Here is a 14,401-nt window from a genome sequence, read left to right as displayed (position 1 = left end):
CAGCTCTCTCTCAGGAATTGCCGAAGTCGTTGTCGAGCAGGGCGAACAGCTCGTCCGCTGTCGCCGTTTCCGTCGCCGTGGTGGTGTCGTCCACCGGCCCGGGCGGTGGAGCCTCGCCGCCCGGCGCGTCGGCGCGTCGGCCCCAGCCGCGCAGCAGTTCGTTCAGTCGTTCGCCGACCCCGTCGGTGTCGGCCGCTCCGGGCGGAACGGCCGAAAGGAGCGCGTCCAGCCGGGCCAGCTCGGCCAGCAGCGGCGAGGGCGGTTCGGGCGCGGCGGTCAGCTCCGCGTCCAGGTAGGTGGCGAGCGCTTCGGGCGTCGGGTGGTCGAAGACGACCGTCGGCGGGACGGTCAGCCCGGTGGCCTCGCACAGCACGTTCCTGAACCGCACCGCGAGCATCGAGTCGAAGCCGACCTCGGAGAAGGAGCGTTCCGGGCGCACCGGACCGGATCCGGGGTGGCCGAGGACCGCGGCCGCGTGCCGGATGACCAGGTCGAGTACCGCTTGACGGCGTGCCTGCCGGTCCAGCGGGGCCAGCCGGGCGGCCAGTCGTACGGCGGGGGCGCCGTCGTCGTCGCCCGCGGCCTCCGAAACACCCTCGACCGGTACCCCGGTGATGGCCGAGGAGGCCGTCCGGCCCGGTGTGGGCAGCCAGTACCGGTCGCGCTGGAAGGGGTACGTCGGCAGCGGCAGGGGTGCCGGGCCGCCCGGGACCGAGGCCCCCGTCCAGGGCGACCAGTCCACCGGACCGCCGCCGGCCGCCCACGCCTCGGTCAGTGAGGCCAGCAGCCGGTCCCGGCCACCGTCGCCGCGCCGCAGCGTGCCGACCGCCGACACCTCACGTCCGGCCTCCGCGGCCACCGCCTCGATCCCGGCGAGCAGCACCGGATGCGGGCTGACCTCGACGAAGAGGGTGTGACCCGCTTCCAGCAGGGTGCGGGTCGCTCCGACGAAGTCGACCGGCTCGCGCAGGTTGCGGTACCAGTAGGCGGCGTCGAGCGATTCTCCGGCGACGGGTTCGCCGGTCACCGTCGAGTGGAGCGGGACGGCCGAGGCGCGGGGGCGTATCCCGATGAGGGCTTCGCGCAGTTCGTCCTCGATCTCGGCGACCTGGGCCGAGTGGGCCGCGTAGTCCACCGGGATCGCCTTGGCCCGTACGCCTTCCCGGTCGCAGGCCGCGAGCAGGGCGGCCAGCTCCTGGGACTCCCCGGCGACGACCACGGCTCCGGGCCCGTTCACCGCGGCCACGCACACGCGTCCGCCGGCGGGCAGCAGGCTCGTGGTCCGCTCGGTGGACGCGGCGACCGACACCATGCCGCCGCGCCCCGCCAGCCTCAGCAGTGCCCGGCTGCGCAGCGCCACCACGAGGGCCGCGTCGTCGAGCGACAGCGCTCCGGCGACGCAGGCGGCGGCGATCTCGCCCTGGCTGTGTCCGACGACCGCGTCCGGGGTGACCCCGGTGTCGCGCCAGTGCGCGGCCAGCGCGACCATCACGGCGAAGAGCACCGGCTGGACGACGTCCACGCGGTCGAGCGTCGGTGCGCCGGGCACGCCGCGCAGCACCTCGGTCAGGGACCAGTCGGTGTGGGGGGCGAGCGCCCGTTCGCAGGCGGCGATGGCGGCGGCGAACGCCTCGGAGGTGTCGAGCGCCGCCACGGCCATGCCGGCCCACTGCGAGCCCTGGCCGGGGAAGACGAAGACCGTGCGGCCGCCGCGCGCCCGGTCCCGCACGGCGTCGGGCGCGGGTTCGCCCGCCGCGAGGGCGTCAAGCCAGCCGAGGAGCGCGTCGCGGCCGCGGCCGGTGGCGGCCGCCCGGAAGGGCAGGGCGGGGCGAGTGGTGGCGAGCGCGCGGGCCGGTCCGGCGGCGTCCCCGTCGGGGTCGGCCCGCAGGTGCTCCCCCAGCCGGCGTGCCTGTCGGCGCAGGGCCGCGGGGGTCATGGCGGAGAGCAGCCACGGAACCGTGGTCCCGGAGTCCTCGGACGGTTCGCCGTACGTGCCTCGGGGCAGTGGGGCCTCGGCGGCGGGTGCTTCCTCCAGGATGGCGTGGGCGTTGGTACCGCTCATGCCGAACGCGGAGACGCCGGCCCGGCGCGGCCGGTCCCCGTCCGGGACGTCCCAGGGGCGGGTGTTGGCGAGCAGCCGGACCGCACCGGCCGACCAGTCCACCCGGCTGGACGCCTCCTGTGCGTGCAGGGTGCCGGGGAGCACGCTGTTCCGCAGCGCGAGCACCGTCTTGATGACCCCGGCGACTCCGGCGGCGGCCTGGGTGTGCCCGATGTTGGACTTCAGCGACCCCAGCCACAGCGGGCGGTCGGCGGGCCGGTCCTGGCCGTAGGTGGCCAGGAGGGCCTGCGCCTCGATGGGGTCGCCGAGCACGGTGCCGGTTCCGTGCGCCTCGACCAGGTCGATATCGGCGCCGGACAGTCCCGCCGTGGCCAGCGCGGTCCTGATCACCCGCTGCTGTGCGGGGCCGCTCGGGGCGGTGAGGCCGTTGCTGGCACCGTCCTGGTTGACCGCGGTGCCCCGTACGAGGGCGAGGACCGGATGCCCGAGGCGGCGCGCGTCGGAGAGGCGTTCCACGAGCAGTACGCCCACCCCTTCGCCCCAGCCCGTACCGTTCGCCCCTTCGGCGAAGGAGCGGCAGCGGCCGTCGGGCGACAGGCCCTGCTGACGGCTGAACTCGACGAAGACGTCCGGGCTCGCCATCACCGCGGCGCCGCCGACCAGGGCGAACGAGCAGTCGCCGGCGCGCAGTGCCTGGCCGGCCAGGTGCAGTGCCACCAGCGAGGACGAGCAGGCCGTTTCCACGGTCACGGCGGGGCCGCCGAGTCCGAGGGTGTAGGCGACGCGGCCGGAGGCGACGCTGGTGACCGTGCCGCTGAGGAGGTGCCCCTCGACCTCGTCGGACGGGTTCTGCGGGCCGGTGCCGTAGCCCTGGGCGGCGACGCCGACGTAGACGCCGCCCTCGCTGCCGCGTACCGACGCGGGATCGAGTCCCGCCCGCTCCAGTACCTCCCAGCTGGTTTCGAGCAGCAGTCGCTGCTGCGGGTCCATGGCCAGTGCCTCGCGCGGGGAGATGCCGAAGAACTCCGCGTCGAACTCTGCCGCCCCGTCCAGGAATCCGCCGCCGGTGGTGTAGAAGGTGCCCGGGTGCAGGGGGTCCGGGTCGTAGAGGGTGTCCAGCGACCAGCCGCGGTCGGCGGGCAGCGCGGCGACCGCGTCCACTCCGTCGGCCACCAGTCGCCACAGGTCCTCGGGCGAGCGGACGCCGCCCGGGAATCGGCAGGCCATCGAGACGATCGCCAAAGGCTCGTCGGCCGCCGCGGGCCCGGCCGTGCCGGTCGTGCCGTCGGCGTCCGGTTCCGCGCCGCTCAGCCCGGCGAAGAGGTGCGCGGCGAGGGCGGCTGCCGTCGGGTGGTCGAAGACGGAGGTGAGCGCGAGCGGCAGAGCGGTGGCCGCGACCAGCCGGTTGCGGAGTTCGACGGCGGTGAGCGAGTCGAAGCCCACCTCACGGAACGGGCGGTCGGCTGCGAAGCCGACGGCCGACTCGTGGCCCAGCACTGCGGCCGACTCGCTCCGGACCAGCTCCGTCAGCAGTTTGCGACCCTCGGGCTCGGACAGCCGGTGCAGCCGGTGCAGCCACGACGGGTCGCCGCCCGTACCGGGTCCGGACCCGGCGGAGGTGTCCGCCGCCGCGGGGCCGCCGTGCGCCGCCCGGGGCTCCGGGACGGCCGGCAGGCCGCGCAGCAGCGCGCTGTCCCTCACCGAACCGAAGGTGGGCGCGAAGCGGCTCCAGTCCAGCTCGGCGACGACGGGTTCGCCCTCGCCCAGGGCCAGGGCCAGGCCGAGCGCGGAGAGCGCCGCCGCGGGGGCCATCGGCACCAGCCCGTGGCGGCGCAGGCCGTCGCCCACGGCGCCGTCGGCCATGCCGGCGCCGGCCCAGGGGCCCCAGGCCACCGAGGTCGCCGTCAGGCCCCGGCCACGCCTCGCCGCGGCGAGGCCGTCCAGGTAGGCGTTGGCCGCCGCGTACGCGCCCTGGCCGCCGCTGCCCCAGGTGCCCGAGATCGAGGAGAACAGCACGAAGGCGTCCAGCGGGCGGCCTTCGAACAGGGCGTCGAGGTGGGCCGCGCCGCGCGTCTTGGCCGCCGTCCGCCGGGCCAGTTCCTCCGGCGTGCAGTCCATCAGCGCGGTGTCCGAGGTGAGTCCCGCGGTGTGCACCACTGCCCGTACGGTGTCGCCCTCGTCGTGCAGCCGCTCCAGGACCCGTTCCAGCGCGGTGCGGTCGGCAACGTCGCAGGCCAGTAGGGTGCTCCGGGCGCCGAGCGCCGCCAGAGCGTCGATCAGCTCGTCGGCTCCGGGAGCCTCGGGGCCCCGTCGGCCGAGGAGGACGAGGTGTTCCGCGCCGTGCTCCGCGAGCCAGCGCGCCACCTGGGCGCCGAGGCCGCCGGTGCCGCCGGTGACGAGGACCGTGCCGCGCGGCGTCCACGGTGCGGGCGCGGGGGTCGCGGGCTCCGGCGCGGGGACGAGCCGGCGGCCCAGCGGTACCGGCGTGCGTACGGCCACCTGGTCCTCGCCGTCCCGTCCGGCCAGCACCGCGCACAGCCCGTCCAGCGCGGGCCCGTCCAGCAGGTCCGGCAGGTCGACCAGGCCGCCCCAGCGCAGTGGGTGCTCCAGTGCCGCCACCCGGCCCAGGCCCCACACCTGGGCCTGCTCGGGGCTGACCTCCTCCGTGCCGTCGGCCGCCACCGCGCCGCGGGTGGCGCACCACAGCGGTGCGTCGATGCCGCTTTCACCCAGTGCCTGCAGCAGCAGCAGGGTCCCGGTCAGGCACGCGTCGAGCGTCCGCAGGCCCGGGTGGGGCCCCTCAGCCAGGGCCAGCAGGGACAGGATGCCATCCAAGGCGCCGAACTCCGGTAACAGCAAGGCCAGTTCAGTGCGTTCGACGGCGGCGCCGATCCGGATCACGACCACGTCGGCGCCATGTCCGGCGAGGGCCTGTTCGCAGGCGAGTGCGGTGTCCTCGGCGCCGGGCCCGTCCGGCGTGACGAGCAGCCAGCGACCGGAGAGGCGTGGCTCCGCGGGCGCGGTGAGCGGCTCCCATGCGATGCGGTAGCGGTGGGGGCCGGCGGGGACCGCGGTACTCCGGCGGCGCCAGGCGGCGGGGGCCGGGTCCAGGGCGGCTTCCGGCCAGAAACGCCTGCGCTGGAAGGCGTAGGTCGGCAGGTCGACCCGCCGCACGTCGGTGCCGCTCCAGCCCGCCGACCAGTCCACCGGTACGCCGCGCAGGTGCAGCGAGGCGAGTGCGGTGCGGACCGCGTCCGGCTCGCCACGGCCGTCGCGCAGCAGCGGCACCGTCCCGGTGCCGCCGGGGACGGGAGTGGCGGTGGGGTCGGGCAGGCAGGCGTGGAGCATGCCGGACAGCACGCCGCCCGGTCCGAGTTCGAGGTACGTCGTCGCACCCTCGTCCCGCAGCCGATGGGCCCCTTCCAGGAAGCGCACGGTGCCCCGGACGTGGCGTACCCAGTGATCAGGGGAGCGGAGTTCCGCGGCCGTGGCGGTACGCCCGGTCAGGTTGGAGACAATCTCGATTCCGGGCGCGTGGTAGGTCAGCGACTCGGCCACGTCCCGGAAGGCGTCGAGCATCCCGTCCATCCGGGAGGAGTGGAACGCGTGGCTCACGCTCAGACGGCGGATGCGCCGTCCTCGGGAGCGGAACGCCCCCGCCAGGCGCCGTACCGCGTCCGCGTCACCGGACAGGACCACCGAGGTGGGCCCGTTGACGGCGGCGATGTCCACCGCTTCCCGGCCCGGGTCCTGATCCGGGTCCCGGACCGCTTCCCGTTCCGGGACGGGGTGCCCGGTGCGGTCGTCCAGCAGAGCCCGGCGCACTTCCTCCTCGGTGGCCTCCACCGCCACCATCGCCCCGCCCTCGGGCAGTTCGTCCATCAGCCGTCCCCGGGCCGTTACCAGCGCGCAGGCGTCGGGCAGGTCCAGCACGCCCGCCGCGTGGGCGGCGGCGAGTTCACCGATGGAGTGCCCCATCAGCAGGTCGGGCCGCACACCCCAGTGCCGTACGAGCCGGAACAGCGCCGTCTCCAGGGCGAACAACGCGGGTTGCGTGTACCGGGTGCGGTCGAGCAGGTCCGCACCCGGGGTTCCCGGCCCGGCGAACAGGATGTCGCGCAGGCTCAGGTCAAGATGCGGGTCCAAGCCGGTCAGCACCTCGTCGAGGGCGTCGGCGAACACCGGGTCGTCGCGGTAGAGCTCAGCACCGGCTCCGGCCCGCTGGCTGCCCTGTCCCGGGAAGAGGAAGGCGGTCCGGCCGGAGCGTACGGCGCCGCCGGTGAGCAGTCGGCCCGCTGCCGTGCCGCGCGCGAGTGCGGTGAGAGAGCGCCGGACGGACACCCGGTCCCGTCCCAGGACGGCGGCCCGGTGTTCGAGCGGGGCTCGTCCCGCGGCGAGCGAGTAGGCGACGTCCACCAGTTCGACGTCCGGGTCGGCATCGAGTCGGCTCACCAGCCGGCCGGCCTGCGCCCGCAGGGCCTCTGGTGTCCTGGCCGAGAGCAGCAGCGGCACGGGTGGGCCGGTACGGCGGGCGGTGGGGGTGTCGGTGACCGCCGCGATGGCCATCGCGGCGGTGGCGGCGGTGTCCGAGGTGGGCACGGCCGAGGTGTCGGTCCGGTCCCGGGTGCCGGTCCCGGCCGGGGCGGGCACGACCGCGATGACAGGCGCCTGCTCGATGATCGTGTGCGCGTTGGTGCCGCTGATGCCGAACGACGACACGCCCGCGCGACGCGGGCCCCCGGTCTCCGGCCACGGGGTGCGCGCGGTGAGCAGGCGGATGCCACCGCCTGACCAGTCGACGTGCGGGTTCGGTGTCCCGACGTGAAGGGTTCCCGGCAGTTCGCCGTGGCGGATGGCCAGCACCATCTTCATCACCCCGGCCACCCCGGCCGCCGCCTGGGTGTGTCCGAAGTTCGACTTCACCGAGCCGAGCCACAGCGGACGGTCCGCCGGGCGGGCCGGTCCGTGGACGGCCTGGAGCGCTTGCGCTTCGATGGGGTCGCCGAGCCTTGTGCCGGTGCCGTGGGCCTCGATCGCGTCGATCTGGTCGGCTCGTAGTGCGGCGTCGGCCAAGGCGGCGCGGATGACCTGCTGCTGGGACGGGCCGTTGGGGGCGGTGAGCCCGTTGCTGGCGCCGTCCTGGTTCACGGCGGTGCCACTGATCAGCGCGAGTACGGGGTGGCCTTGGCGCAGGGCGTCGCTGTGGCGCTCCAGCAGCAGCACTCCGGCGCCCTCGCCCCAGCCCGTGCCGTCCGCCTCCGCCGAGAACGCCTTGCACCGTCCGTCGGCGGCGAGCCCGCGCTGACGGCTGAACTCCACGAAGAGCCGCGGGGTGCTCATCACGGTCACCCCGCCCGCAAGGGCCTGCTCGCAGTCACCGCGCCGCAGTGCCTGCACGGCCAGGTGCAGCGCCACCAGCGACGAGGAGCACGCGGTGTCGACGGTGAGCGAGGGCCCCTGGAGGCCGAGAACATAGGACAGCCGCCCTGACAGCACGCTGGCCGTGTTCCCGGTCAGCAGATGGCCCTCGGATACTCCCTCGGCGCCCTCCAGCAGTGCGGAGTAGTCCTGGCCGTTGGTACCGATGTAGACGCCGACCTGCCGGTCCTTCAGCGCGGTCGGGTCCTGCCCGGCGCCCTCGACCGCCTCCCAGGCGGTTTCCAGGAGCAGCCGCTGCTGCGGGTCCATGGCCAGGGCCTCGCGCGGCGAGATGCCGAAGAACTCCGCGTCGAACTCGGGGACGTCGTGCAGGAAGCCGCCCTGCCTGCTGTACGTGGTGCCGGCGCGGTCGGGGTCCGGATCGTACAGGCCCTCGGTGTCCCAGCCCCGGTTCGACGGCCAGTCGCCGACGGCGTCGGTGCCCTCCGAGAGCAGGCGCCAGAAGTCCTCGGGGTGTGCGATCCCGCCGGGGAAGCGGCAGCCCATGCCGACGATCGCGATCGGCTCGTTGCTGCCGGACTCCACCACCCGGCCCGCCCCGGTCCCGGCGGTGCCGGCCGTGCCGCTCCCCGCGCCCCGCAGGTCCAGGTCCAGGTCCAGGTCCGCGAGCAGACGGTCGGCCAGTGCCGACGGTGTGGGATGGTCGAACAGGACGGTGGCGGGCAGGGCGAGTCCGGTGGCGGTGACGAGCCGGTTGCGCAGTTCCACCGCCGTCAGCGAGTCGAAGCCGAGCGCGGAGAAAGCCTTCTCGGGCTGGACCGTGTCGGCGTCGGGGTGGCGCAGGACCGTCGCCGCGTGGGTGCGCACCAGTTCGGTGAGGGTCCTGACCCTGTCCTCGTGGCGCGGCAGTAGGGTGACCTGTTGCCGCAGCGCGTCGGCGGAGCCGCCGCCTTCCCGGGCCGCCGGCGGTACTGCCGGGTCTGGGACGGGCGTCGCCGCGGCCGGGTCCGGTATCCCGTCGAGCAGGGCGGCGGACCGCAGCCCCATGCCCGCGGTGAAGCGCCGCCAGTCGACATCGGCGACCACGACCAGCGCGTCGTCCTCCGTGAGTGCCCGGCCGATCGCGGTCACGGCCGTTTCGGGCTCCATCACCGGCATGCCGAAGTCCCGCAGTCGCGCGGCGACATCGTCCGCCAGCATGCCGGGCCCGGCCCAGGCGCCCCAGGCCACGGCCGTGCCGGGCAGCCCGGCCGCCCGGCGGGCGGCGACGAGTGCGTCGACGGCGGCGTTGGCGGCCGCGTAGTTGCCCTGCCCGGCGCTGCCCACGACACCCATCACCGACGAGAACACCACGAAGGCCGACAGGTCGAGACCCGCGGTGGCCTCGTGCAGGTTCCGTGCGGCGGTCAGCTTGGCGCGCAGCACGACGGCGAGCCGCGCGGGGTCCAGCGCGTCGAGCACACCGTCGTCGAGGACTCCCGCTGCGTGGATGACGGCGGACAGCGGGTATCGCGCCGGGATGTCGGCGACCAGCGCCGCCAGTGCGGCCGGGTCGGCGACGTCGCAGGCCGCGAAGGCCACTTCGGCGCCCAGCGCCGTCAGTTCCACCCGCAGCGCGTCCGTGCCGGGTGCGTCGGCACCGCGACGGCTGACCAGCAGCAGCCGCTGCGCGCCCTGGCCCGCAAGCCAGCGCGCCGTGTGCGAGCCGACTCCACCGGTGCCACCGGTGACGAGGACCGTGCCCTGCCATCGAGGCCGTGGCCCGGCGGCCGGACCGTTCTCACGGGCCTTCGGCGGCACGGACGGAGGGGCGGGCCGGAGACGGCGTCCGTGGACCCCGGTGGAGCGCACAGCCACCTGTTCCTCATCGGCCGCGGCTCCCGCGAGCACCGCGCACAGGCGGCGGGCAGCCCGTACGTCCAGCGCCTCGGGCAGGTCGACCAGACCGCCCCGCCGGTGCGGGTGCTCCAATGCCAGCGTCCGGCCCAGGGCTGCCGACGCGGCCTGACCGACGTGTCCGGGCCGCTCCGCGCCGCCCAGGACCGCCGTTCCCTTCGTAAGCGTCCAGAGCCGGGCGTCGATGCCCGTGTCCTCCAGCGCCTGGACCAGCGCGAGGTTCAGCGCCGGACCGCCGGGCAGGTCGGGGTATTCGGGGTGGGGTCGCTCCTCCCAGGAGAGCAGCGACAGCACGCCGGCGATCGGCTGCTCCCCCACGGTCTGTGTGAGGAGGGATGCCAGTTGTTCGCGGGTCGCGCCCGGATCGGCGACGACGCGGGGGAGGACGTCGGCTCCGGCCGCGCCGAGGGTGTCCAGGACGGCCGCCGCGTCGTCGCCCTCGGGGCGCAGGGCGAGCCAGCGACCGGCGAGGCCGTCCGCCGGCGCGACCGACAGGGGTGCCCAGGCAACGTGGTAGCGCCAGGATTCCGCCCTCCGCTCACGGTTTCTGGCGGAGCGCCAGGTCGCCAGGGCGGGCAGGACTTCGTCCAGGGCCTCACGGCCGACCCCGAGGGTTTCGGCGAGCTGGGCGGGGTCCTGTAGTTCCAGGTCGTCCCAGCGGTGCTCGACAGGGGCGGCCGGGACGGCGGCGGGGGCCGTCAGCCAGTAACGTCGCCGCTGGAAGGCGTACGTCGGCAGCTCGACGCGCCGCGCCCCCGGGAACACACCCGACCAGTCCACCTCCAGGCCGCGCTCCCACGCACGGCCCACCGCACGCAACACCTGCTCCGGCCCGCCCTCATCACGCCGCAACGTCCCCAGCACCGCAGCATCCACACCCGCGGCCTCCACCGACTCCCCCACCGCAACACCCAGCACCGGATGCGGACCGGCCTCCACGAAGAACCGGAAACCATCGGCCAGCAGCGCACCCGTCGCCCGCTCGAACTCGACGGTCTCCCGAAGATTCCGGTACCAGTACCCCGCGTCCAGAGCCTTCGTGTCCAACAGGCCACCGGTCACGCTCGAATAGAACGGCACCGAACCCGAAACCGGAGCGATACCCGCCAGATCGGAGAGCAACCGCTCACGGATCTCCTCCACATGCGAGGAATGCGACGCGTAATCGACCTCGACACGACGGGCCCGGACACCCTCACCGATCAGTTCTCCAAGAAGCCCCGCCACCGCGTCCGCGTCACCCGAAACCACCGTCGACGACGGGCCGTTCACCGCCGCCACCGACAACCGGCCACCCCACCCCACAAGACGCCCAGCCACCACACCCACCGGCAACGGCACCGACGCCATACCACCCCGACCCGCCAACACCCCCACCGCACGAGAACGCAACGCCACCACACGCGCCCCGTCACCCAAACTCAGACCACCCGCCACACACGCAGCGGCAACCTCACCCTGCGAATGACCCACCACACCATCCGGAACCACACCGAACGACCGCCACACCTCCGCCAACGACACCATCACCGCCCACAACACCGGCTGCACCACATCAACCCGCGCCAACAAACACTCCGAACCCAACGCCTCCACCAACGACCAGTCCACATACGGAGAAAGAGCCCGCTCACACTCCGCCATCCGCCCCGCGAACACACCCGACCCACCCAACAACCCCGCAGCCATCCCCACCCACTGCGAACCCTGACCCGGAAACACCAACACCACACGACCCGACGACACACCATCGCCCCGCACCAGCCCCGGCACCGACCGGCCCTCAGCCAGCGCCTTCACCCCACCGAGCAACTCGCTCCGGTCCCCACCCACCACCACCGCACGGTGTTCGAAAGCCGCACGCCCCACCGCCAGAGAATGCCCCACGTCCACCACATCAAGTCCGGGCTCCGCCACCACCCGGGCCGACAGCGCCGCCGCCTGTGCCCGCAGGGCGTCCGCGCTGCGCGCCGACAGCGGCCACGCAACCACCCCCGGACGCCGGCCTCCCTCTTCCGCCCCGGCCGGAGCCCCACCAGGGGCAGACTCCAGGATGACGTGGGCGTTGGTCCCGCTGATACCGAAGGAGGACACCCCGGCCCTGCGCGGGCGTCCCGTGTCGTCCCACGCACGGGCCTCCGTCAGCAGTCGACCGGCTCCGGCCGACCAGTCCACCTCGGGCGTGGGACCGTCCACGTGCAGCGTCTTGGGCATCACCCCGTGCCGCAGGCCGAGCACCGACTTGATGACACCGCCCACCCCCGCCGCGGCCTGGGCGTGGCCGATGTTCGACTTCAGCGAGCCGATCCACACCGGCCGGTCCACCGGACGGTCCTGCCCGTACGTCGCCAGCAGAGCCTGCGCCTCGATCGGGTCGCCCAACCGCGTCCCCGTACCATGCGCCTCCACCACATCCACGTCCGACGCCACCAGCCCCGCGTCCGCCAACGCCGCACGAATCACCCGCTGCTGCGACGGACCATTCGGCGCCGTCAGACCATTGCTCGCACCATCCTGATTCACCGCCGAACCACGCACCACCGCCAGCACCGGATGCCCACGGCGCCGCGCGTCCGACAACCGCTCCACCAGCAGCATCCCCACGCCCTCGGCCAGGCCGAAGCCGTCGGCGGCTGCCGCGAATGCCTTGCAGCGGCCGTCCGGGGCCAGACCCCCCTGTCGGCTGAACTCCACGAGCATGCCGATCGTGGACATCACGGTCGCGCCGCCGGCCAGCGCCAGCGAGCACTCGCCCGACCGCAGCGCCCGTACCGCGAGATGCAGGGCCACCAGCGAGGACGAGCACGCCGTGTCCACAGTGACCGCCGCGCCCTCCAGACCCAGGGTGTAGGCCAGTCGGCCCGACGCGACGCTGCCGGTGTTGCCGGTCAGCAGGTGGCCGCCCTCTTCGGCGCCCTGCTCGAGAGAGGGCCCGTAGTCCATGGTCATCGCCCCGACGTAAACGCCCGTCCGGGTCCGGCGCAGGGTGGCCGGGGCGATCCCGGCCCGCTCCAGTACTTCCCAGGTCGTCTCCAGCAGCAGCCGCTGCTGCGGGTCCATCGCCAGGGCCTCGCGCGGCGAGATTCCGAAGAACTCCGCGTCGAAGTCGGCCGCGCCGGCGAGCGAGCCCGCCTCGCGCTGGTAGTACCGGCCCGGCGTCCCCGGTGCGGGGTCGTACCGTCCCGTGGTGTCCCAGCCGCGGTCGCCGGGCAGCGCGGAGACGGCGTCGGCACCAGCAGACAGCAACTCCCAGAGTTCGTCGGGGCTGCCGACACCTCCGGGGTAACGGCAGCCCATGCCGACGATCACCACGGGGTCGTCGTCCGCGGCCCGCCGCACCGGCGCGTCCGCGTCCGTGTCCCAGTCGGACCGGTCGGACCGGGACCCGCTGATCTCGGCGCAGAGGTACGCGGTCAGGGCCGCCGGGGTCGGACAGTCGAAGACGATCGTCGCCGGGATGCGCAGCGCCGTCGCCGCGCTCAGCCGGTTGCGCAGCTCCACCGCTGTGACGGAGTCGAATCCCAGGTCGAGGAAGGCCAGGTCGCCGGTGATCGGATCTAACCGCCCGGTCAGTGCGGCGATCTCCTCGCCCACCAGCCGGGCCAGCGTTGCGCGCCGCTCCGGTTCGTCCATGCCGGCCAGCTCCGCGCGGAACGCGGCGCCCGCGCCGCGGTCGCCGCCCGCGCCGCCTTCGCCTTCCGGCCCGTCCGTGTCCGCGGGGCCGGGCTCCACGAGCGCGGCCAGGGCAGCCGCCGGCAGTTCCCGTACCGGGGCGTCCCGACCGGCGGACAGCGTTTTCCGGTCCGGGGTGACACCGCGCACGTACAGGTCACCGAGCGAGGTCAGAAAGCGGCCCGGACCGCCCTGGTCCCGGCGCAGCGTCCCGAGGACGGCGGCCTGCGCGCCGTGTTCCTCCGCGCAGTCCGTGAGGGCTGAGGTCAGCACGGTGTGCGGGCTGACCTCCAGCAGGACGCCGTGCCCGTCCCGCAGCAAGGCCCCGGTCGCCTGGTGGAACCTGACCGTGTTTCGCAGGTTGCGGCACCAGTAGTCGGCGTCCAGTACCGGGACGTCCAGTCGTCCGCCGGTCAGTCCGGAGTAGTAGGGCAGATGCGGTGTGCGGGGCCGGATCGGTGCGAGGTCGGCGCGCATCCGGGGAATGATCGCGTCGATGTGGGGGGAATGGGCGGCCAGGCCGACCGCGATCCGCCGTGCGTGCACCGCGTCCGAGGCCAGGTCGGCAAGGAGTTCGGCCGCGGCGTCGCGGTCACCGGAGACGATGACGGACTGCGGGCCGTTGTGCGCGGCGACGACGAGGCGGCCGTCCCAGCGGCGCAGCCGCGGCTCGACCTCGTCGGCCGGGGACAAGACGGAGACCATGTCGCCCTGCCCGGCCAGGGTCGCCTGGGCCTGGCTCCACAGGGCCACCACCCGGGCGGAGTCGTCCAGGGACAGCGCGCCGGAGACCGCGGCGGCGGTGACCTCTCCGACGCTGTGGCCGAGCACGGCGGCCGGTTCCACGCCGTGGGAGCGCCACAGCGCGGCGAGCGACACCGTCACGGCGAACAGCAGGGGCTGCACCACGTCGGCCCGGTCCGCAGCGGGTGCGCCCGGTGCGTCCGGGTCGCGGAGCACGTCGATCGGCGACCAGTCGACGAACGGTTCCAGGGCCTGCGCGCACGCGTCCATCCGGTCGCGGAACACCGTGGACGTGTCCAGCAGGTCCACCGTCATCCGGGGCCACTGCGCGCCCTGCCCGGGAAACACGAAGGCGACCCGGCGGGCGGTCCCTGCGGTGCCCTCCACCAGGCCGGGCATGCTCCTGCCGTCGGCGAGCGCGGCCAGCCGCCGCAGGAGTCCGTCACGGCCGTCCGCCACCAGCGCCGCCCGTCGGCTCCCCTCGGAAGCGGTGCGCGCGAGGGTGAGCGCGATGTCCTGGGGGGTCCAGTCGTCACGACCGGCCAGGTACGCGTGCAGGCCGCGCGCGCCGGCCGCCAACGACTCCTTGCCGCTGCCGGCCAGTGTCCACAGCAGCGGTGCTTCCGTACCGTCGGGGTGCGCCATCGT

Annotated in this window: 1 protein-coding gene; it reads right to left on the bottom strand. The window is 74.5% G+C overall.

Going from position 1 to position 14,401, the window contains the following annotated elements; translation table 11 throughout:
• Positions 1-10: 10 nt before the first annotated feature.
• The gene (locus OG245_RS36090; protein ID WP_371628086.1) at positions 11-14,398 is read right to left on the bottom strand and encodes a type I polyketide synthase; all 14,388 of its coding nucleotides are present in this window, start codon (positions 14,396-14,398) and stop codon (positions 11-13) included.
• Between the last annotated feature and the right edge of the window lie 3 nt (positions 14,399-14,401).

It is taken from the genome of Streptomyces sp. NBC_01116, from assembly GCF_041435495.1.
Classification (GTDB): Bacteria; Actinomycetota; Actinomycetes; order Streptomycetales; family Streptomycetaceae; genus Streptomyces.
The sequence above is the reverse complement of the archived record's forward strand: the minus strand, read 5'-3'. Positions and strand labels throughout refer to the sequence as shown.